Raw genomic sequence first — 20,143 nt, 5'->3', positions numbered from 1 at the left:
CACATCAATCGGGCGTTGGCCCAACAATTCGTTCAAGCGGACGGCTCTGACGGGCCGAGGCTTTAACCCGGCGGTTGAGTGTCGCCGCCGCTTAACTCAAACGTTAGCCTGCAAGCAGCTAGAAACTCTGCACTGACAGATAGGCTACATACTGTTACAACTTTCCATAAAGCGTATATGAATTTTTAACACTCTCTGTCGGAAAGAATATGCGCTTTGTGTAATCAGGGATGGTAAGCCCATAAAAATATCTAGTAACAGATCGGGAGTAACGAATGATCCAAGATTTGACAAGGACAATTTTTAGACCCCGAAGAGTTATTGAGCAGCACATAGCGGTTTTTGGCGAGTCTGGGAGTGGCAAGACAACTCTACTCAGTACATTCTATGGATGGCATCAAGAGCCTTTCTTTAGAAGAACTGCTGGATATAGTCTCCTTGCTGACGATACTTCGCAAGGTCAACGACTCTCAAACGAATACTTGAAGATGAAGGAAAGCCTCCTACCTCCACCAACACGCTATCAGCATCAAGCATTTAGATTTAACATAACGGTTCGAGGCTTAGATAAATCTGCTGGTTCGATTGTTTGGCACGACTATCCTGGAGAGTGGTGGACAGAGACAAAAGTAGATATTGAGGGGCAAAACAAAATTGAGGCTTTTCGCACCCTTCTAAAGTCTGATATTGCTTTCTTTTTATGTGATGCCCAGATTCTGAAAGAGGAAGGGGGTAAGTATCTTAAGCGGCTTTTTGGAAGTTTTCGAGGAGAGATAGAACGGCAAAAGAGCGCAATTATTGCCGACAGTGAAACATTACAAATATTTCCAAGAGTGTGGGTTATCTGCCTTTCAAAAGCGGATTTGATGCCAGATAAGGATATCTATTGGTTTAGAGATGAAGTTCATAGGTCAGCTATAGATGAACTAAAAGAGCTGCGCGAAGTCTTCAAGATGATGCTGTCCGGTGATGAGTATCAGTCTATAGGTGAAGATTTCCTCTTGCTGTCTTCTGCTAAATTTGATTCTGAAACTGGAAAAATAGTCAATCCGGAACAAAATATTGGGATTGATCTAATTCCTCCAATATCGATCATTCTCCCAGTTCAGAGAGCACTAATCTGGGCAAAGGTGGGTGAAACTGGCCAGGCAGCAGTTTATCGTTTGACAGAAACTTTTCGCCTACTAACAACTAATTGGCTGAAATATATGCCATTAGTGGGCAATGTTTTTATGCTCATGGATGATACAGCAAAATCTATTACAGAAAAGCTGAAAGAACTAGAAAGCTCAGCACGAAAGAAAGGAGATTCAGTGACAGCAGTAGTTGCTGCTTTCCGTGGAAAGATTGAAGATGAACAAACTCGAAAAGTGTATTTCTCTAATAAACAATGAAATTAACTACAATTTTATGGTCAACACGTGGGCGCGACTGGGGTTTTCGGATGCTTCTGCGACCCCAACTAAGTTGTAGTGATTGGCTAGACGCTCATCATAGGATGTTTCAAGATAATACCGTAACTGAAGAGTTTCAGGTTAATCAGGGGAACATCAAATTATCTTCAAATATTACTGTCCCATATATAGCTTTAAGCTTTCCGGATCCAGAACAGAGAAAAGATCGTGCTGGCAGAATTATTCCTCATGAAATTGCTTTGCTTGGTGAAGAAATTAAAGCAGTTCAAGATATTCGATCTGCTGTCAATGAAATCTGGAAAACTCTTTCTAGTACCTATTCAATTTTATATCCTCTCTCAGCGACTGAAGTAGATAAGAGAAACATTGAGGTTAGAGGGGATTCTTTGTACCTTGTGCAAAAAGAAGCCGAAATCAACGCTCTCTTAGCTGAGGATAAGAAGCCAAATTTTCAGCCCGTGGCAATAGCGATTGCAGTGATAGCTATTGTCGCAATAGTCCTAATGCTATCACTGCAATATCTCGAACAAAATCGCAATCCAGGTTCTTCTCCAGAATTCACAAACTCAAAAATTTCCCAAGTGACTGGAAGCTTAACTTTTTCGGAGTGGAACGCCTGATGACAGACAATAGAACCTCAATTGAGTTATTTGCAAAATATTTGGAGATCGTCGAGCTAAATCTAGCTCGCGCCTCTATTTACCTGATGGTACAGAGGAAAGTAGAAGAGCGACTTCAACAACAAAGAAATGCTGAAATACCAAATAATATCTTTTTACTAGAATCGAAAAATGCTTTTGGTGATTCTGGGATTCTTCTCCTATGCAAAGTTTATGAGCAAGATGGTGATTCTGTAGGGTTAAAAAAGGTGGTAAATTACTTTGAGGCAAATCATCGTTTTTGGAGCCTTGAAAACAGTAAAATTGAGACTTGTTGTAGGCAGTTGATACAAGATAAGGTGAGGCTGGATGAAAACCATTCAAGCCTTGTCAAAAGGCTAATGTTGTTTCGAAATAAAGTAATCGCCCACCCAGGAAAAGATGGTCTTACCAGAGAGAAGAAAATTATAGGTGCAATACAACAACTTAATCTTAACCAGAGTATGAATCCTTTAGATGATATACTCAACACCTTTGTGGCAGTTTCTACCGAACCCTATCCAAATTTTCCTCATGCTTTAACCTGGCAAGAGATCGATAACCTCATAGATATAGCAACTGAGATTTTCTTGAAATATAAATCCTTGATTTCCACTTCAGATGATGATACAGCTTCTTTGAAAGAAGGAGTAAAGAGCGATATCGAAAGTTTAGTCTCTGCTTTGGGAGAGCTTTTGGACTAAAGCTAACTTATTCTAATGAAGCTCTAAGCAATTTATATCTGGATTTTCTAAAAGTTCTTGAATAGCTTCCTCACCAGCCCGTAATAATGCTTCAACTTGGCTAGTCGGTGCATTACCACACCGGAGCCAAACAACTTTGGGTGGAGAGCCATAAAGCCGACTTCTTTCAGGGAAATCTGCATCTTGTGTCACTATACAAAAGTCATTTAGCTTAGCAAATTCCCAAATCTCAGTATCTGTTTTCTCAGCTAAGTTGTGGGACTGAACGTGGCTGGATTCAGGAAAAATATCAGCCAACCGATTGACCAGCTTGCGGCTCAGGTTTTGGTCGAACAGCAGTTTCAAGCAGCACTCACCGACGCAACTAAACGATGTTCGCGATCAGCGGCAAACTCCAAGCAGGCCCTAATGTCGGTTTCTGTCAATTCTGGAAAGTCATCAATGATCTCAGCGGTAGACATGCCAACCGCTAACCACCCTAAAACATCATAGACCGTAATGCGCATCCGGCGGATGCAGGGCTTGCCACCACGCTTATCAGGCTCAATCGTAATGATGTCGCGATAGCTCATAATATGGACAGGCTGCTTAGGTATACCTAAGTCTAGAGCAGGCTAACACCTCGCTGCAACGAACGGTAGTTAGTTGGTCGGTCAGAGGCAAGAGGCTACCTGTCGCCGTTCAGCTTCACCGTTCACCTCAACAACATCGCCATGCAACGAACCTTCACACTTACATTTACCGAGGTGCTTGCCTTTTGGTCGGGGTATTCCTGGTGCCTCAAGAAGTCCAAAATCCGGTTCCACGGGACTGGAAATTTCGAGCATCTGGTAACACCCCGAATTCCGGCTTCAAATGCACAAGTGGACGAGTTCTTTTCTGCTCTTGACTTGATTCAAGTGTGGGATTGGCGGTCCGACTACGATCCGACTGATTTGGGCGCAATGGTGGACGATGGTTCTTCTTGGAGCTTCATTGCGTCTGACGGTGAGCGTCAGTGTCGCTGTGGTGGTGTAAATGCTCATCCGAGTTTTGCCGATCACACGCTAAGCACACTTGATCGTGGGCGGCTCGCGCTGCTCCATGCCGCTCTTTATGACTGCTTTGGGATCGAGCGTTACATTCACCCAGCCAAACGGGCGCAGTTAGGAATTTGGGGGGTAGACAATGGTCTCTTAAATTTGGATCCTTGATTTTCCATTGCCTGTGATCCTTAATCAGCAAGCCTTCCAGAGATTATCCTACTTGAACAAGCTAGTGCCAGGGAAACTATCCAACCTTGATTAATGAAGTCCTACGTCAACCTATTCAGGCTATTCGCCAACCACTTGAGGCAACTCTACGAAAAGTAGTTCGTGAAGAACTTGAACGCATTGAGAGATAAAGCTGTTGCTGAGGGCTAACAAGTCGCCGCACCGGAACGGCGAAAGGTAGTTGGCTAGCTGGCAAAGGTAGTCTGCGTCCGGTGGGCTTGGTCGTTAGCTGTCTGTCCTTAGTGGTGCAGAAAAGTCCTGAAAGGGTTGCTGTGTAAGGAGTCTCAAATGAGACGGGATGGATGGAGCGGGGCATTTCATGAGAGGCTTGAATTCCCCAACTCAAGGCCAGGCTCATGGACACACCCCTCTTGTATCGTCAACTGCAAGACCAACTGAGTCAATGGGTACAGCCCAAAGACCAACGTCATCTGCAAGGGTTTGTTGAAATTGTGGCAGCCGTGTTGCCGTCCGGCGAGGCCTGTCTCGGGCGATGGATACCTGACCTCTCGCATCGCAACTGCGGTGCGAGAGCCCATATGGGACGGCTGAGCTACTTTCTCCATAATCCTCAGATCACAGCGGAACGCTACTACGAGCCGATACTGGGGCACCTGCTGTCGACCTTTGCCGGAGAAGCAATGCTCCTGACGCTGGACACCAGCATGCTGTGGGATCAATTTTGTCTGATAGAGGTGTGCTTGGCCTGGGGTGGCCGTTCCTTTACTCTGGCTCAGGTGGTCTTGGAGCATGGCAGTGCCATGGTGGGTTTTGAGCAGTATCGCCCTGTCTTGGAGCGTGCTCAACGGGTGCTGCCCCCAGACGTACAGGTGACCTTACTGGCTGACCGGGGGTTTGTTCGCGGAGCGTCTCCGGAGGAGAAACACGGGGGATTGATGCGCTGGTTGAACCAACAGAAGTGGGATTGGGCGATTCGGGTGAAGTCAGACCTGTTGGTTACCACCACCGACGGTCGAACTCAATCGGTAGAGGGCCTCTTCCCGCCCCCAGAACAAGCCTATTGGGTGGGGCCGGTGCGGGTGTTAGGTGATATTGAGGCCCACCTGGCAACGGCTAATGTGCCGGGTGCGCAAGACACCTGGGCGGTCTTGTCCAGCCAAACGGTGTCTCTGCAAACCTTTGCGCTCTACGGCCAGCGCTTTGGAGGGATAGAGCACCACTTCAAAGATTACAAGTCAGCCGCCTTGGATATCCTTGACTCGGGTTTACGCGATGCCGACGGCTTGACCCGCCTATTTATGCTGCTGGATTGCGCCTACCTGATTGCCCTGGTGCTGGGCATGATGCTGGTTAAGGCGGGCCAACGGACTCGTCTAGATTGGCATGGCGACCGGGGCTTGAGTTTTCTGCAATTGGGTCTACGGGAACTGGCCCGCCTTTGCTACGAGCGACGGCCCTTGCCCATCCTCCAGGCGCTGCCCAAGGGCAATCCACCACCCGCCTGCGCCTCTCAGCGCAAACGAGACGCCTTGGACCGCCGCATTGAGTTCTCCAGGGTTGTTACGTTCTCATGCTGAGACTGCCTTGGAGTTTTCTGCACCACTAAGGAATGATAGCTTTGAGTAGCGACTTCTGTTGTATTTAGTAGCGTTTTCTCTCTCCGTTCTTGCTCAATATCCTGCACAATTGCCGCAAAATCTTCATCATCCTTGAAAATGCCACCAAACCTTAACCAAGGGTTGCTATCATCTGCGGTTGTTGGAATAGAAATAGGCACCACTTCCGCCTTAGCCAAGCGCTGCTTGAGTAGCTGCTGAATTTGGCCAAGGGCTGTTTGACGATCTCCAGCCGTGACCTGAAAGGTGGGCAATTCAAGCACCGTGGCGGTCGTTTGGCCATCGGTAGCCGATTCCAGCAGGATGTTCCAGTTCGTCATGGCCGATTGATCTTCAATGGTGGGATTCGTCCTTGCTTACAACAGTAGCTCAATAATCGCTAAAATTAAGCTACCCAGTCAGCAGTTCACGATATCCATGAATACGGTCACACCATTGCTGGAAACTAGGTTGGCCATCTCCTGACGCTGTTCTTCACTCGCCCATAACTCTGGCCAACCTAGTTTCCAGCGACTCAGTAACCGTTGTAAATCAACAAGTTCTGTCGCCAGGGCTAGATCGGCTTCCAAATCAATGGTGGAAACAGCCCACTCAATGAAAAATTGACTTTCCCGTACCAAATGCTGCACTACCAACTCGTCTGACCCACTGCGAGCTAACAGTTGAATCCGAGTCAAATTCAGCGCTAGGCTATCAAACTGCGTCGTTCGATTGGACTGAAGATACTGTGTTTTGATTCGCATAAAGCTCTCCGCCACCGGAAATAATACGCCGCTCAACATCCACCGCTAGTTTAATGTAAATTCCCAGAGCCTCTAGCATTTGGCGCATCTGCTCAGTATCAGCTCGGCTCCGAATAATGAGGATCATCATCTGTGAGAAAACTAAGCGGGTGATGAGACTCGAACTTACGATATTCAGCTTGGTAAACTGGCACATTTCCTTGATATACAAGGCTTTAAGGCTTTCAGCGAACTTGGGAGAGACGAAGTAGATCGGTCACTTTGGGTTCGGGCTGGGGTGTATCGGGTTGTGCCAAAGGGCCCTAGGGCTTGGCATACTGGATCGGTACAAGAGAGACCCCCTATGCTGATTCGCAAACTGCTGGATTGTCCAGAATTTATTGCCGGAGACGGCACCCGCCTGCGGGAATTGCTGCACCCCGACAAGCAAGAGATTGCCCTGGGCTATAGTTTGGCCCACGCCATTGTGCCCGTGGGGCAGGTATCTGTTCCCCATGCCCTCACCACGTCTGAGGTCTACTACCTCCTCTCTGGGGTTGGCGAAATGCACATCAATGACGAAATCCAGCGGGTGGAGCCGGGGGATGCGGTCTACATTCCGCCCAAGGCCCGCCAGTTTATCCGCAATGTAGGCGAAGAGCCCCTTGTCTTTATTTGTCTGGTAGATCCGGCTTGGCGCAAAGAAGATGAAACGATTTTCAGCTAAGAATACTCCATGAAAATAACTATCCCGTTGCCATTGCCCTTGGCCCTCATCCCCCAAGCCCCTTTGGGGAACGGCCTGGGTGGGGTTGGCGATCTAGTATCCGAGGCTACAATCGACGACGGACAAGCCGCTAAGCTGACTATGGCTTTGCTGGTGGGACTTGCCCTCAATGACGTGCTATATCTCCGCTGATCCCTATCCCTATCCCTACGATGGCGACCTGCGCCCCGATAACACGGCGCTGATCATCATCGACATGCAGACCGATTTCTGTGGGGAGGGCGGTTATGTGGACAAAATGGGCTACGATCTATCCCTTACCCGTGCCCCCATTGAGCCGATTAAAACTGTGCTGGGGGTGATGCGGGAACAGGGATTTACCATCCTGCATACCCGCGAGGGGCATCGACCCGATTTGTCTGATTTACCGGATAACAAGCGGTGGCGATCCCAGCAAATTGGCGCGGGTATTGGCGACCCTGGCCCCTGTGGACGCATTTTGGTGCGGGGGGAACCGGGCTGGGAGATTATCCCCGAACTGGCCCCCATCGCGGGCGAAATGATTATCGATAAGCCAGGGAAGGGATCGTTTTACGCCACGGATCTGGATCTCATTCTGAAGGTCAGGGGCATTCGCAACCTGATCCTGACGGGCATTACCACCGATGTCTGCGTTCACACCACCATGCGCGACGCCAACGACCGGGGCTACGAATGCCTGCTGCTGTCGGATTGCACCGGAGCCACCGACTACGGTAACTATCTAGCGGCGCTAAAAATGATCCAAATGCAGGGGGGCGTGTTTGGGGCCGTAGCAGAATCCGCCGATCTCCTGAAGGGGCTAAGTTAACCGCCTCGGTCAATTTGTGTGCCTAGGCGACCCCAAACGAGCCATCTACGGTATCCTTTAGCAGAATTCTTTCTGCCCTTCTGCTGCGGATGTCCTATGGATAAGCTGCCTAAGCCGTCGTTGTTTGTCCTGTCGTTGATGGGAGCCTTGACTGTGGGCTCTGGGACGTTGACGGTTGGGGGGTATCCGGGGGTGGCGGTGGCCCTGACGTTACCGGGGGGCTGGAGCGATGCGGTGGCCCAGGCTCCGGCTGATCCTCCAGCGGCGGCGACGACCCCTACGGCGCGGCCCGTTCTAGCCCTGTCGCCAGATGGGCAATATATGGTGCGCGGCACGGCAACGGGCGATTTGGAATGGCTGGATGATCAGGGGCAGACGACCAATGGCGGGGTGGCCCAGGCCCACCGGGGGGCCGTGCTGGCGGTGGCCATTACCCGCGATGGCCAAACGGTGATCTCCGCTGGGGCCGATGGTACCCTGCGGCGTTGGGATCGGCGGGGTAATGTCCTGGGTGAAGCGATGGTGAGCCAGGATAGTCCGCTGGTGGCCCTCGCCCTCAGCCCCGATGGCCAAACCCTGATCAGCGGTCGAGCCGATGGGCTGGTGGAACAGTGGTCTGTGGCGGCGGGAACCCCGCTGGGCAATCCCATTGCGGCTCATGCTGCTGCGATTCAAACCCTAGACTATATGGCCGGGGGGCAAAACTGGATTACCGGAAGCCAGGACGGCAGTGTGGCACTGTGGAATGCCGATGGTAGTCGGGCGGGGCAAATTGCCTCAGCCCACGGGGGCGGAGTCACCCAGGTGGTGAGCAGTCCCGATGGTCAGGTGATGGCGACCACGGGCGGCGATGGCACCCTGCGCTTTTGGGATCGGGTCACGCTGCAACCTCGCGGAGAAACCCTCCCGGCCCATGATGCTCCGATCCAAGCCGTTGCCTATAGCCCCGATGGTCGCACCCTGGCCACCGCTGCCGCCGATGGCACCCTGCGCCTGTGGAATGCCGACGGCAGCAGCCAATGGTCGGAACCCGTGACCCTGGAGAGCGACCCCCGTTTCTTGGGGTTTACCCCCGCTGGCGACCTGGTGGTGGGCACGGCGGATGGCCGGGTGGAACGGCGCGGCCCCCAGGGTGATGTGATTGTCGCGACCCGTGCTCAGTCTGCCGCCGCTGACTCTACCTCCAGCCCAGAGGACAACCTCAGCCCGCTACAACGGCTACCCCAGAATACCTGGTGGATTTTGGCCGCTGTTCCGGCCCTGTTGATTTTGGCCGGGGCGGTGGGGGCTCTGTTGGGCAGTAGTCGGTCGGAGAATGAGGACGACGATGAACCGCTGGAGACAGATTCAGACACCACCTCAGAGGCCGCTTCAGAGGCCGTAGCAACCACCACAAACGCCCAGACCTCTGGGTCAGATCCTACAGAGTCCGCCACCAGCGAGCCTGGACAGGTTGGATCCACCCCAAATTCCCTACCGGACGATCAGCCACCTCGGTCGATGTCGCCCAACCTCCCCCCAGAGGCGAATTTGCCCTGGGGCGAACTAGGGGGCGATCTGCCCAGAACCGTTGCCGCAGAATCTACTGCGGCCTTTGCGGCGGCATCTGACCCCGTGCCGTCCCCATCATTCGCTGTGCCCCGATCAGCCCATTTGCCCCCGGAAGCTGCCCTGATGGCCCCCGGAGAAACCGTGCCCCAACCCCCCACCAGCAAGCTAGAACAGGCCAGGGCTGATCTGGCGGGGGGGCGTAGGCACCTGCGGGAGGCCCAGTATGACGCCGCTTTGCTGTGCTTTAACAGCGCCATCGAGGCCACAGAAGTGGAACGCCTCAAGGCGGGATCCCTGGGCACACCCCTAGGGGGCATCAACGCCCTAGCCACCCAGGCCCAAACCCAGCGGGGCCATGCCCTGGGTCTCATGGATCAGGCGGGGGAGGCGATGGAAAGCTACAACACCGCCCTGACCCTCGACAGCAGTGGGGTGGAAGCCTGGATTGGCAAGGGCCGCTTGCTGATTGCCCTGGGTCGCTATGAGGAAGCCCTCTTCTGTTTTGATAGCGCCCTAGAAATTGACAGCAGCCTAGGGCCAGCGTGGGCGGGTAAAGGGCAGGCGCTTTTGCGTTTGGGGCGCTATGCCGAGGGCCAAACCTGCCACAATCGTGCCCTCGCCCTGGGCATTGAGGGAATGGGGCCATTTCCGCCCTATCCCACCCTCGACCCCGCCACCCTAGAAGCCACGGATGTGGATCTAACCTGGCCGGGGGCCGGGGGATCCGTCCTAGGGGATGATGCAGTTCAATCCAGCGCCGAGGTGGGCTACGACCCCGATATTCCCCCAGATCTTCAGCAGATGGTAATGGGCCTGCCCTCCGCCGATACGGATTTGGCCTACGCCTTTCCCAGCGATTATGGCGTGCCCCCGGAACTGGCCGCCGAAGCCGCCCAACTGCCCAGCCGAGCGGAGGACAGCACCCCACCCGCCGCCGTGGATTGGATCTCGGATCAGGGAAACCTGGATCAGGGGACGACCATTCCCGCCGAGGTGGGGACGGCCCCCTGGATTCGTCCGGCCCCTGTGGAGAAAGTCCCCGATCAAGGGATGGAGCCCAGCACGGCAACCGTAGACCCATCCGCCAGTTCCGTGGCGAACCGGGGGATGTCGAGTGGAGAACCCCTATCCCCCTGGCAGCGTCCCGATCCCGCCGCCTCCCCCCTAGAGGACGACCTGATTCGCCGCATTGACCTATCGGTAGCCACTCATTGGGACGCCGAACAGGGCTGGCCTACCCCCAAGGCCACCGCCCTAGATCCCACCGCCCTGACCGAACCCGATTCGTCACCCACCGTCCCCAGCCACTCTGGCGACTTTGTCCCTCCGGCGGAATTTGACGAAGACTGGCCCCAGGACTTGCCCCCCGAAGTGCTTGCGGCCATGGCCAGTATTCCCGCTGGGTCGTCCGATGCCTTTGGGGAAATGCCGATCCCAGAGAATCTCGACCCTGTTCTGGGGAACCGCACATCAACCGCCCAAAGCTGGCTCCAGCTCACCCTAGACCGCACCCATGGGCCACGATTCTATGCCCTGTGGCACATTGACGATGGGGATCGACTCCAGGCCAAACAGGCGGGGAGCGATATCCTGGCGGTGCGCCTCTACGACGTGACCGGGCACCCCACCCAAACGCCCCTGCCGCCCCCAGTGGAGGAACAGCGCTGCCACGATGACTTCGCCCAGGACTGGTACCTCCCCATTCCCCGCTGGGATCGCATCTATCTCGCAGAAATTGGCTACCTCTCCAGTACGGGCCTGTGGCAAACCATCGCCCGATCCACTGAGGTGCCTGCCATCTCCCCCTAGACGTTAGGCTGGGACGGCGATTCGCTCTCCGGTGGCCAATCCTCCGACAGCCCCCAACCCACCGGATAAGGACAGTCTTTGGAGAATACCGAACTGTCTAGACCCGTCTCAGCGGCATTGAATTTCGACGGTTTTTGACGGATCTGGCTGAGGCATTCGGGTGTTTTACCTCATCCTTGCTGCCGTCACCAGTTTGATCTACTTCCTCAAAGGCATCGCTTGGGCCGATACCCAACGCCTCCACCACCTCACTAAAACTAAAACTAAAGCTAAAGCCTAGAGAGAAGGATAAGAACGAGCGACCTAGTCCGGCTACGTTCCATCCTAAGAGCCCTGGCTTTTTCAAAAAACTGGGGCTCTAAACCTGACGGCCTGACACCTAATTGACTGACACAACGCTGAAAAACGTTGACATCTCGTAGGTTAGGTGGCGCGATAGCAGAACTCAATCTATTTTTCAGGTGTGTTAGGCAATCAAGAATTAGGGTTTCCCTAGCTCTTCTTTGATGGGAAACCCTAACTTTGTGATAGGCACTGCCCACCCTACCAGAACTCCATCCTGCTTGGTGGTGCAGAAAACTCCTGAAACCCTTGTAAATAAAGGATTATCAGCGAGACAGCGGATTTGGAATTTCTCGACAACTTGAACGAAGGCAATGGGTTTCAGTCGCCATTTTTGCCGTCTGGGCTGTCCACCATGAGACTCAAAAAAGTTTTCTGCACCACTAAGCTCCATCCTGAGAGTTCTGGAGCTTCCAGAAGAATTGACCTTCTGGGCTCAAGGCATATGATAACAATCCTCAAAAAATGACTGAACTCTTTCTAGCTTATGAATGATAAAATCAAGGTTTTTAGCATTTTTCTTTGACTCAAATATAGATCCCTCTGCATGAAGAAGATATTCAATAAAGTCTCTTGGTTCACAGCTTTCACCACCATGCCACTGATGAAATCCTTGATGTATCTCAGAATGCATCACCAAGAGATTTTCCAGTACATCTGCTAAGTCGGGACGAGATGCCTTGTCAAAAAGGTGATGGGCATGAAGATCGAAAGGATGAGAAGGCGTACGCTTCTTCAGAGAGACTTGGCACCTATTGTCAGCAAGCCTTTTGGCTTTATCAATTGCTTTTCTGATTCGGATTTCAGCGGACTCTAAGTATTCTCTCTGTTTCTCGATAGCATCCTCAATCTCTTCAAAGGCGGTTTCTGTCCATGCTTGCCTAGATAACCTGCGTTGCTTCTTATGGTTTATGGTCATATCTTCTGCCAGTTTGGCAATTCCACGCTGACTCCAATGCTGGAGATCGTCTATGACTTTATAATCTTCATCAGGCTTTAATTGCTGCTTACCTTCCAATCTGTCGTTGTCTTGTATTCTTCTGATTGAAGCATTTAAACCCTTTCCATTAGTTTCTAGAATTCGGATGATCTTTGGTCGTGCAAGAAAGACAAGTTCCTTCGTTATGTTTGCATTATTTAAGCTTGCAAATTCAATGGCAACCTTCCTTCTCAATAAATGGCGGCGTATTCTTTTGCGTCGGTGAGTGAAGGCTTCGATAACTTCATTGACTAAGCCCGCTAAGAATCCCTGATCTGCAATCGTATACATATATTTGGCAATTGCAACAGCACCCGCCTCGTAGAATTTCCGCTTCCCAACGTCTTTTCTAACCCATTCAAAATGCTCTCCCTCAATAAGATCCCATTCATCATCTTGATTATCGTCAAAGAAACTGCAAATTTCATACAGCTTATTGATTCTGATTTTTAGAATCTTTGCTGTCTCCTGGTCAGACAGAAGAATATATTTCTGCTTTGCTGCTGTCATAGTAATTGATGTCCGAAATTTTTAGCGTAGGAGTAGTAAAGAGTCGCGCATCTTTTGAAGTACTTCAAAAACCTCTCGGTTACCACCAACATCAGGATGATGTGTTTTGGCGAGCTGACGAAAAGCAGCATTAATGTCATCGACAGTAGCTGTTTTCGGATTAAGTTGAAACACTGGCCAAGGGCGAAAGTTCTTGAGCACATCAATGCCGTTAATTACTGTCGGCCCGATTTCGTTGCGTTCATTTTCAGGCACTCTTACCCATTCACGGTAGATAATAAGCCAAGGTTCTTTCTGACTAAAGTTGAATTTGCGACCAGATATGGCTAGCTGAAATGTCTTGTTTTTCTTGAGTTCAGTGAGGTTCGAACAGCTAAAGGCTTGGAGAACTTCTGCTTTTAAGTCGTTGATGGTGGGTTCAAGTTCCTTAAACTTACCTCCATGGACAAATTCAGCGAACTCTAGCAAAACTTGCTCGTCATAGTTATGCTGCTTGGCTAGTTTGCGAATTCGTTCTCGCACCTGATTGATATTGGCAGGTTTACGGCGAGGCTTTGACTTTTTCTGGCTCATAAAATACCTATGGCAGGAGCTATGAGCACCTCTGGGCATGAACGGAGATACTCACTATGCACAAGGTACCCACCTGCACGCCGAGTCTCGCTATCTGAGTCAGGTAGACCCAATTTTTGTTGCAAAGCTTTACGATCTACGATTTTCTATATGTAGCCACTAGCGCCTAATGCTTCGATAGGCGTTAAGAAAATAGGCGCAACCGCAGAATAAATCGGCCTCTCGATCTACAACAGAGAGGGGGGTTGATCTATAGAAGGATGACTGGTTATGGTCGATACAATCCAGACGGCGGCGGATCGGGCCTACGACATTTTGCGGGTGGATCGTCAGCCCTTGGGGGCGATTTTCAACCCGGAAACCGTGGCGGTGATTGGGGCGACGGATCGGGAGGGCAGCGTGGGCCGCACCCTGCTGTGGAACCTGATTAGCAGTCCCTTTGGCGGCATTGTGTATCCGGTCAACCCTAGGCGGCGCAGTGTGTTGGGCATTCGCGCCTACCCCAGTATTCAGGAGATTCCCGACAAAATTGACCTGGCGATTATTGCCACCCCAGCCCCCACGGTGCCAGATTTGGTGCGGGACTGTGCCGAGGCCGGGGTGAAGGGTGTGGTCGTCCTAGCCTCTGGCTTTCGGGAAATTGGCCCCGCCGGACTGGCCCTGGAGGAAAAAATTCAGGCCCAACTGCAAGGGCAAAAAATGCGGCTGATTGGCCCCAACTGCCTGGGGTTGATGAACCCCCTCACGGGACTGAACGCCACCTTTGCCAGCACCTTTGCCCGTCGCGGCCATGTGGGGTTTATTAGCCAATCGGGGGCGCTTTGTACCGCCGTGCTCGACTGGAGCTTGCAGGAAAACGTAGGCTTTAGCGCCTTTGTCTCCATCGGCTCCATGCTGGATGTGGACTGGGGCGATTTGATCAACTACCTCGGCGACGACCCCAACACCCGCAGCATCGTCATTTATATGGAGTCCATCGGCAATGCCCGGTCGTTTTTGTCGGCGGCGCGGGAGGTGGCCCTGACCAAGCCCATCATTGTGATCAAAGCGGGACGAACGACCCAGGCGGCCCAGGCAGCGGCCTCCCACACGGGGACGTTAACGGGCAGCGATGCGGTGCTGGATGCGGCCTTCCGGCGTTGCGGCGTGCTGCGGGTGGAGCAAATTTCCGACCTGTTTGACCTGGCGGAAGTCCTCGCTAAACAGCCCCAAAGACCCCAAGGGCCAAGGTTGACGATCATCACCAACGCCGGGGGGCCGGGGGTGTTGGCCACCGATGCCCTAATTGGCACCGGGGGACAGTTAGCGAGTTTATCCGATGAAACCCTAGAGGCTCTGAATACCGTCCTCCCTGGCCACTGGAGCCACGGTAATCCGGTGGACATTCTGGGCGACGCCGATCCCGACCGCTATACCCAGGCGATCCAAGCCGCCATCGACGACCCCAACAGCGACGGGCTGCTGGTGGTGCTGACCCCCCAGGCCATGACCGCCCCCACCCAAACGGCGGAACGGCTGATTAACCTGGCCAAAACCGCCACCAAGCCCCTGATTGCCAGTTGGATGGGCGGATCGGAAGTCACCGAGGGAGAAGCTATCCTCAACCGGGCCAGCATTGCCACCTACCGCTACCCCGACACCGCCGCCCGCCAGTTCAACGCCATGTGGCAGTACAGCTACAACCTGCGCGGCATCTACGAAACCCCGGCCCTGCTGCCAGAATCCGAGTTTGGCGAGGGGCGCGATCTGGCCCAGGTGGAGACCATCATCCAAACCGCCCGCGCCGAAAACCGTACCCTGCTAACGGAACTGGAGGCCAAGCAAATCCTCCAGGTCTACGGTATTCCCGTGGTGGATACCCGCCCCGCCTTTTCCGCCGAGGAAGCCGTCGCCGCCGCCGAAGCCGTGCGCTATCCCGTGGTGGTCAAACTCCTATCGAGAACCCTCACCCACAAAACCGACGTGGGGGGCGTTCGCCTGAACCTGCAAACCGCCGAGGAAGTGGCCACCGCCTACACCGAAATGGCCTCCACTATCCGCCACCGCTTTGGAGATGCCGCCTTTAAGGGGGTGACGGTACAGCCGATGCTCAACCTCAGTAAGGGCTATGAGCTGATTCTAGGCAGCAGCGTCGATGACCAATTTGGCCCGGTGATTCTCTTCGGCACCGGGGGGCAACTGGTGGAGGTCTACCGAGATAGCGCCGTGGCCCTGCCGCCCTTGAACACCACCCTAGCCCGTCGGCTGATGGAGCAAACCCGCATCTATGAAGCCCTCCAGGGGGTGCGCGGTCGCCAAGCCGCTAACCTGGCCGAGCTAGAGATGATCCTGGTACGGGTGAGCCAGTTGGCCATCGAACAGCCGCAAATTAAGGAACTCGACATTAACCCGCTGCTGGTCTTTGAGGGCGATGCCCGCTATCCCCTGGTGGCCCTCGATGCCCGTGCAGTGCTAACCGAACCGGGGGAAACCCCGCCGGGGCCAGCCATTCGCCCCTACCCCAGCCAGTACGTCACCACCTCCAGCCTGCGGGATGGTTCCCGCGTCACCCTGCGCCCCATCCGCCCGGAGGACGAGCCGCTGCTGGTGCAATTCCACCACACCCTCTCCGAGGAAAGCATCTACTTCCGCTACTTCCACTTGATGACCCTCAACCACCGCATCGCCCACGAACGCCTCACCCGCATTTGCTTCATCGACTACGACCGGGAAATGGCCCTGGTGGTGGATTACAAAGATCCCGGAAGCGGCGACCACAAAGTCTTGGCGGTGGGTCGGCTCAGCAAAAGCCACGGCACCAACCAGGCCGAATTTGCCATGCTGGTCAGCGATGCCTACCAACGCCAGGGCATCGGCACTGATCTACTGCGCCAACTGCTCAAAATCGCCCAGGACGAAGGCTTGCAGGGCGTCACCGCCGAAATTATGCGGGAAAATCGCCCCATGCAGCGGGTCTGCGAAAAACTCGGCTTCACCCTCCGCCGCAAGCCGGACTTTGTGGAGGCGGAAATTGATTTGACGACTCCTCAGAGGCTGGGGGCATAGATGGTGCAGCAGAACTAGAACAGCGCTAGCCGGACGCCCTGGCCGAAGTGTGGTCGTTTGATAGGGGCATCGCCTTCCCGGAGGGGGAAGCTCGCCATAGCTCAACACATCTAGAAAAAACAGGACATAGCTGGAGAGCTACATCCTGTTACAGCGTTTTGAGGTTAGGTTGGCCAGGGATTACTTTTTGATGTCCTTGGCCATTTTGCGGAACATATCGAGGTTGGTGTCGGTTTTGAGATTGCGGCTGGTGAAGCTGCTGGAACTCGTGGACGACGTGGTGGACTCGGTGGGGATGGACTTTGCTTTGGGCAGGCCGCTTTCGTCCAATTTCACAGCTTCCGTGGCAGAGATTTTGCGGATGCTTTCCTTTTCTTCGGTTTCACCCCGCTTTTTGGCAAAGGTGCGGCGCACGGTTTTGGAGGAACGCATGTATTCGATGTTGCCGAAGCTCTTAGCATCATCGGGTTCGAGGAAATAGGCACTGCCAGAGGATTCGATGCTGGGTTGGGGGTTGGCCTTGGCGGGACGATCCGCCTCACCGGGGTTCTTGGCCTTGCCGCCAAACAAACCGCGAATAAATCCAGTCATAACTCAGTAGCTCCTGCGTCGTTAGGGTGAGGTGAGGGTCAAGCCTAGGGAAAACGCGCCTGGGGAGGACGACTCAGCCCTATCTGACCTGACTAAAGTTTTGTTAATACCTATGTTAACTTTTGTTGGCCCCAACGCGGAGAAGATTGGCTGAAAAGATTGGATTTTCTGAGGTTTGCCCTTTCTGAGAGCCTGGGGGGATGGCTTCGCCCTGGGGTTGGCCTCGCCTTCGATGCTGACCTCGGAGAGGTTGGAGGGTAAGCCCTAGTTCTAGGATGTTTGGGTTGCCGTCGGGTCATTCGTTACAGATAATGAAAAAATAATGAAAGCCCAACGCCCCCAGGCGCTTCCCTGGCGGTCGATAGCTGGGTTCTGTTCCCTATGGCCCAAAAACGCTGTGTCCTCTTCTCCACCCTCGACAACCACCCCCCATTCGGCGGAACAGTCCAGTGTTCCACCGACTAGAGCGGCATTTCAGCGGGTTTTTGTGTCCACCTTCATCACGATTTTTCTGGCGGAATTGGGGGATAAAACCCAGGTCACCACCCTGTTGATGAGTGCTCAGTCTGAAACACCCTGGATTGTCTTTTTGGGGGCAGGGTCGGCGTTGATAGCCACCAGCTTGATCGGTGTTTTGTTGGGGCAATGGCTGGCCCGTCGGGTGTCGCCCCAAGCCCTCGATACCGCCTCTGGGGCCGTGTTGCTGGGCATCACGGTCTGGCTGTTGTGGGATATTACCCACCTGTAGCGTTATCCGGTTAAAGCGTTATCCAGCGAAGAGTCTCCCCATCCCCAGCCAACCTCGGCCAACGGTGAGCGAATGGCCCTATCCTGTCCGAGTTGTCTGCCCATTCCCCCTACCACCCCAACCCCATGGACTGGAATCTGCTTGCCCTCAGTTTTGCCGCCGTGTTTATTTCCGAGTTGGGAGACAAAAGCCAGCTCGCCGCCATTGCCCTAGGGGGAAGTTCTAAATCTCCGAAGGCGGTCTTTTTCGGGACGGCGGCGGCGCTGCTGCTGGCCAGTTTTTTAGGGGTGTTGGTTGGGGAAGGCACCGCTCAAGTTTTGCCAGAACGCTTGGTGAAGGCCGTTGCGGCGGTGGGGTTTGGACTGCTGGCGGTGCGCCTACTGTGGCCTGGGGAGGGGGGCGATTAAGGCGCGAGGCCATCTCGCCCCTACGGTGGGGTGTGAATCTTTCCGGTTAGCCCATGGGTGGGGTGGATCCGTCGCCGACGATGGCCCGCATTCCCTCTAGGGTGGCAGGGATGCTCTTAGGATCCATAAACATCACCTTGCTGCTGTCGCTGCTGCCGATTTTCAGGCCCATGTCTAGGTATTGCTGGGCGAGGAGGTATTGCAGGGACTCCCGCGCATCGGGATCCGTCGCCAGGGTTTTGGCAATGATTTGCATCGCTTGAGCGGTGGCTTGGGCGTGGAGTACCTGCTCCTGCTGTAGGGCTTGGGCACGGAGGACGATGGACTTTTGCTGGGCCTCAGCATCGAGAATGGCCGCTTTCTTGCGGGCTTCGGCATCCAGCACCGCCGACTCGGCCCTTCCCCGTGCGGAGTTCACGGCGGATTCCCGTTCCCCTTCGGAGGTCAGGATGGCGGCTCGTTTTTTGCGCTCGGCAGCCATTTGTAGCTCCATGGAATCCTGAACGGCTTTGGAGGGCACAATGTCACGCAGTTCCACGCGGGTCACTTTGACACCCCAGGGGTCGGTGGAGATATCGAGTTCGCGCAGCAAAATTTCGTTAATTTCCGAGCGGGCGGTAAAGGTTTCATCCAGTTCTAATTTCCCCATCTCGGCCCGCACCTGGGTTAAAACCAGGTTCACCATGGCCGATTGCAGGTTTTCTACCTTGTAGTAGGCCTTTTCCATATCCACAATCCGCCAATACACCACCGCATCCACGCTAATGGAGACGTTATCGCGGGTGATGCACTGCTGAGGGGGAATGTCCAGCACCCGTTCTCGAATGGTTTGCTTAAACACCACCCGCTCCACGAAGGGAAACACAAAGTTGAGCCCTGGGGCGAGCTTTTTCCCGGTGTATTTGCCAAGGCTTTCCACCAGAGCCTCATCACTCTGGTTCACAATGCGCACCCCGCTAGCGGCGATGGATCCGCCTAGCATCATCAGGATGAAGATAAAACTGACAAAGCCGCCCATGGCTTACGATCTCCTTACGGTGTTGACAGGAAGAGATAGATAGATTGCGGGTAGATAGATAAGTCGCCGATTTACAGATTGTGGGTTTTAGGTGTTGGATAGAGGGATAGTCCGCCTAGGGTTCCCAGGTTTGAATGGCCCTTTCGGGCATGACGTAAAGGGTGTTGCCCTTACGCCGAACCACCACCACGACTTGATTGGCCCCAATGGCCACCGCCTCATCATCGCAGCGAGCCTGCCAGGAGTTACCCTCGTAGAGCACCCGCCCAGTTTCCCCAGGGGCAATGGCGGTAAGGGTGCGGGCCTCCGTGGCGTCCAGCAGAATCGGGGGCGTCCGCTGGGGCACAAATCGCTTGAGGAAAAAGATGAAAACGAGGGATAGCACCATCCACAGTGCCGCTTGAACATTGAATTGGGGCACGACTAGGGCTATAAGCGACACGATGATGGCGCTGACCCCTAGGGTAGATTCCACAAAGGCGGTGGGAATGAAGAGCTCCATTAGGCAGAGCACCGTTCCTAAAATGAGCCAGAACAAGGCATAGTTCATGGTGACCGGGTTGCCTACCACAATGTTCGAGATATCTAGGTTTAATCTATCCTTAGAGGCCAAGGCTTGGGGGCGCTAATTACATTCTTTTAACGGAGAGTAACGATTTTGGCAGATCATGTCCCTAAATTAGG

20 protein-coding genes are annotated in these 20,143 nt (G+C 53.7%); 11 read left to right on the top strand and 9 right to left on the bottom strand.

Going from position 1 to position 20,143, the window contains the following annotated elements; genetic code table 11:
• Positions 1-275 precede the first annotated feature (275 nt).
• The 3 genes from H6G62_RS15505 to H6G62_RS15495 all read left to right on the top strand — a co-directional run bounded on the left by H6G62_RS15505 (position 276) and on the right by H6G62_RS15495 (position 2,757).
• Entirely contained in the window at positions 276-1,394 is a 1,119-nt protein-coding gene (locus tag H6G62_RS15505) for a hypothetical protein (RefSeq protein WP_190496719.1), read from the top strand.
• 104 nt (positions 1,395-1,498) lie between these two features.
• The gene (locus tag H6G62_RS15500) at positions 1,499-2,035 is read left to right on the top strand and encodes a hypothetical protein (RefSeq protein ID WP_190496716.1); all 537 of its coding nucleotides are present in this window, start codon (positions 1,499-1,501) and stop codon (positions 2,033-2,035) included.
• Positions 2,035-2,757: a hypothetical protein gene (locus H6G62_RS15495; RefSeq protein WP_190496714.1), complete on the top strand. Its 723-nt coding sequence runs from the start codon at positions 2,035-2,037 to the stop codon at positions 2,755-2,757. The genes H6G62_RS15500 and H6G62_RS15495 overlap by 1 nt, the downstream gene beginning before the upstream one ends.
• 12 nt (positions 2,758-2,769) lie before the next feature.
• On the opposite strand, the gene H6G62_RS15490 is transcribed toward H6G62_RS15495, so the two are convergent.
• Both H6G62_RS15490 and H6G62_RS15485 read right to left on the bottom strand, forming a co-directional pair.
• A complete protein-coding gene (locus H6G62_RS15490; protein WP_190496712.1) occupies positions 2,770-3,102 on the bottom strand; it encodes a DUF5615 family PIN-like protein in 333 nt (110 codons plus the stop codon).
• Positions 3,099-3,329, bottom strand: a complete 231-nt coding sequence (locus H6G62_RS15485) for a DUF433 domain-containing protein (RefSeq protein ID WP_190496710.1) — start codon at positions 3,327-3,329, stop codon at positions 3,099-3,101. The genes H6G62_RS15490 and H6G62_RS15485 overlap by 4 nt, the downstream gene beginning before the upstream one ends.
• A 141-nt stretch (positions 3,330-3,470) precedes the next feature.
• Between H6G62_RS15485 and H6G62_RS15480 the strand changes: the two genes are divergently transcribed.
• Positions 3,471-3,950, top strand: a complete 480-nt coding sequence (locus tag H6G62_RS15480; RefSeq protein ID WP_190496708.1) for a hypothetical protein — start codon at positions 3,471-3,473, stop codon at positions 3,948-3,950.
• 416 nt (positions 3,951-4,366) lie between these two features.
• On the top strand, positions 4,367-5,548 hold the full coding sequence (locus H6G62_RS15475) for a transposase (RefSeq protein ID WP_190496706.1): 1,182 nt from the start codon (positions 4,367-4,369) through the stop codon (positions 5,546-5,548).
• On the opposite strand, the gene H6G62_RS15470 is transcribed toward H6G62_RS15475, so the two are convergent.
• Together H6G62_RS15470 and H6G62_RS15465 are read right to left on the bottom strand one after the other, a co-directional pair.
• Positions 5,482-5,907 (bottom strand): hypothetical protein, encoded by a 426-nt coding sequence (locus H6G62_RS15470; protein WP_190496704.1) that lies wholly within the window; start codon positions 5,905-5,907, stop codon positions 5,482-5,484. The genes H6G62_RS15475 and H6G62_RS15470 overlap by 67 nt on opposite strands.
• A gap of 78 nt (positions 5,908-5,985) precedes the next feature.
• Complete coding sequence (locus H6G62_RS15465; protein ID WP_199325017.1) at positions 5,986-6,330, bottom strand: hypothetical protein; 345 nt, start codon at positions 6,328-6,330, stop codon at positions 5,986-5,988.
• A gap of 343 nt (positions 6,331-6,673) precedes the next feature.
• Here H6G62_RS15465 and H6G62_RS15460 point away from each other — a divergent pair, with 343 nt between their 5' ends.
• The 3 genes from H6G62_RS15460 to H6G62_RS15450 all read left to right on the top strand — a co-directional run bounded on the left by H6G62_RS15460 (position 6,674) and on the right by H6G62_RS15450 (position 11,246).
• Positions 6,674-7,036 (top strand): cupin domain-containing protein, encoded by a 363-nt coding sequence (locus H6G62_RS15460; protein WP_190496702.1) that lies wholly within the window; start codon positions 6,674-6,676, stop codon positions 7,034-7,036.
• A 169-nt stretch (positions 7,037-7,205) separates the two neighbouring features.
• Positions 7,206-7,886 carry an isochorismatase family cysteine hydrolase gene (locus H6G62_RS15455; RefSeq protein WP_190496700.1) on the top strand — a complete coding sequence of 227 codons (681 nt, stop codon included), beginning with the start codon at positions 7,206-7,208 and terminating at the stop codon, positions 7,884-7,886.
• Between the two features lie 96 nt (positions 7,887-7,982).
• Positions 7,983-11,246 carry a DUF4912 domain-containing protein gene (locus tag H6G62_RS15450; protein ID WP_190496699.1) on the top strand — a complete coding sequence of 1,088 codons (3,264 nt, stop codon included), beginning with the start codon at positions 7,983-7,985 and terminating at the stop codon, positions 11,244-11,246.
• 778 nt (positions 11,247-12,024) lie between these two features.
• On the opposite strand, the gene H6G62_RS15445 is transcribed toward H6G62_RS15450, so the two are convergent.
• A complete protein-coding gene (locus H6G62_RS15445; RefSeq protein ID WP_190496697.1) occupies positions 12,025-13,077 on the bottom strand; it encodes a hypothetical protein in 1,053 nt (350 codons plus the stop codon).
• Between the two features lie 21 nt (positions 13,078-13,098).
• Positions 13,099-13,650 (bottom strand): J domain-containing protein, encoded by a 552-nt coding sequence (locus tag H6G62_RS15440; RefSeq protein WP_190496694.1) that lies wholly within the window; start codon positions 13,648-13,650, stop codon positions 13,099-13,101.
• A 270-nt stretch (positions 13,651-13,920) separates the two neighbouring features.
• On the opposite strand from H6G62_RS15440, the gene H6G62_RS15435 reads away from it, so the two are divergent.
• Positions 13,921-16,695, top strand: coding sequence for a bifunctional acetate--CoA ligase family protein/GNAT family N-acetyltransferase (locus tag H6G62_RS15435; protein WP_190496693.1), 2,775 nt, complete (start codon positions 13,921-13,923; stop codon positions 16,693-16,695).
• 180 nt (positions 16,696-16,875) lie between these two features.
• On the opposite strand, the gene H6G62_RS15430 is transcribed toward H6G62_RS15435, so the two are convergent.
• Complete coding sequence (locus tag H6G62_RS15430) at positions 16,876-17,286, bottom strand: hypothetical protein (protein ID WP_190496691.1); 411 nt, start codon at positions 17,284-17,286, stop codon at positions 16,876-16,878.
• A 322-nt stretch (positions 17,287-17,608) separates the two neighbouring features.
• On the opposite strand from H6G62_RS15430, the gene H6G62_RS15425 reads away from it, so the two are divergent.
• Together H6G62_RS15425 and H6G62_RS15420 are read left to right on the top strand one after the other, a co-directional pair.
• Positions 17,609-18,034, top strand: coding sequence for a TMEM165/GDT1 family protein (locus H6G62_RS15425; protein ID WP_190496688.1), 426 nt, complete (start codon positions 17,609-17,611; stop codon positions 18,032-18,034).
• A gap of 125 nt (positions 18,035-18,159) precedes the next feature.
• Positions 18,160-18,441, top strand: a complete 282-nt coding sequence (locus tag H6G62_RS15420; protein WP_190496727.1) for a TMEM165/GDT1 family protein — start codon at positions 18,160-18,162, stop codon at positions 18,439-18,441.
• A 46-nt stretch (positions 18,442-18,487) separates the two neighbouring features.
• On the opposite strand, the gene H6G62_RS15415 is transcribed toward H6G62_RS15420, so the two are convergent.
• Together H6G62_RS15415 and H6G62_RS15410 are read right to left on the bottom strand one after the other, a co-directional pair.
• Positions 18,488-19,459, bottom strand: a complete 972-nt coding sequence (locus H6G62_RS15415) for an SPFH domain-containing protein (protein ID WP_190496686.1) — start codon at positions 19,457-19,459, stop codon at positions 18,488-18,490.
• 115 nt (positions 19,460-19,574) lie between these two features.
• Positions 19,575-20,009, bottom strand: a complete 435-nt coding sequence (locus H6G62_RS15410) for an NfeD family protein (protein WP_190496684.1) — start codon at positions 20,007-20,009, stop codon at positions 19,575-19,577.
• Positions 20,010-20,143 lie beyond the last annotated feature (134 nt).

Origin of the sequence: Phormidium sp. FACHB-1136 (assembly GCF_014697375.1) — a bacterium.
Lineage (GTDB): Bacteria > Cyanobacteriota > Cyanobacteriia > Phormidesmidales > Phormidesmidaceae > Nodosilinea.
Note: the sequence above shows the minus strand (reverse complement) of the source record. Positions and strands in the feature narration are given on the sequence as shown.

Coding starts and splice junctions, on each gene's coding strand:
- H6G62_RS15435 (WP_190496693.1), top strand. CDS start 13,921: ATGGTCGATACAATCCAGACGGCGGCGGATCGGGCCTACGACATTTTG.
- H6G62_RS15500 (WP_190496716.1), top strand. CDS start 1,499: ATGTTTCAAGATAATACCGTAACTGAAGAGTTTCAGGTTAATCAGGGG.
- H6G62_RS15445 (WP_190496697.1), bottom strand. CDS start 13,077: ATGACAGCAGCAAAGCAGAAATATATTCTTCTGTCTGACCAGGAGACA.
- H6G62_RS15425 (WP_190496688.1), top strand. CDS start 17,609: ATGAAAGCCCAACGCCCCCAGGCGCTTCCCTGGCGGTCGATAGCTGGG.
- H6G62_RS15420 (WP_190496727.1), top strand. CDS start 18,160: ATGGACTGGAATCTGCTTGCCCTCAGTTTTGCCGCCGTGTTTATTTCC.
- H6G62_RS15475 (WP_190496706.1), top strand. CDS start 4,367: ATGGACACACCCCTCTTGTATCGTCAACTGCAAGACCAACTGAGTCAA.
- H6G62_RS15495 (WP_190496714.1), top strand. CDS start 2,035: ATGACAGACAATAGAACCTCAATTGAGTTATTTGCAAAATATTTGGAG.
- H6G62_RS15480 (WP_190496708.1), top strand. CDS start 3,471: ATGCAACGAACCTTCACACTTACATTTACCGAGGTGCTTGCCTTTTGG.
- H6G62_RS15505 (WP_190496719.1), top strand. CDS start 276: ATGATCCAAGATTTGACAAGGACAATTTTTAGACCCCGAAGAGTTATT.
- H6G62_RS15410 (WP_190496684.1), bottom strand. CDS start 20,009: ATGAACTATGCCTTGTTCTGGCTCATTTTAGGAACGGTGCTCTGCCTA.
- H6G62_RS15440 (WP_190496694.1), bottom strand. CDS start 13,650: ATGAGCCAGAAAAAGTCAAAGCCTCGCCGTAAACCTGCCAATATCAAT.
- H6G62_RS15415 (WP_190496686.1), bottom strand. CDS start 19,459: ATGGGCGGCTTTGTCAGTTTTATCTTCATCCTGATGATGCTAGGCGGA.
- H6G62_RS15455 (WP_190496700.1), top strand. CDS start 7,206: ATGACGTGCTATATCTCCGCTGATCCCTATCCCTATCCCTACGATGGC.
- H6G62_RS15430 (WP_190496691.1), bottom strand. CDS start 17,286: ATGACTGGATTTATTCGCGGTTTGTTTGGCGGCAAGGCCAAGAACCCC.
- H6G62_RS15450 (WP_190496699.1), top strand. CDS start 7,983: ATGGATAAGCTGCCTAAGCCGTCGTTGTTTGTCCTGTCGTTGATGGGA.
- H6G62_RS15460 (WP_190496702.1), top strand. CDS start 6,674: ATGCTGATTCGCAAACTGCTGGATTGTCCAGAATTTATTGCCGGAGAC.
- H6G62_RS15485 (WP_190496710.1), bottom strand. CDS start 3,329: ATGAGCTATCGCGACATCATTACGATTGAGCCTGATAAGCGTGGTGGC.
- H6G62_RS15470 (WP_190496704.1), bottom strand. CDS start 5,907: ATGACGAACTGGAACATCCTGCTGGAATCGGCTACCGATGGCCAAACG.
- H6G62_RS15465 (WP_199325017.1), bottom strand. CDS start 6,330: ATGCGAATCAAAACACAGTATCTTCAGTCCAATCGAACGACGCAGTTT.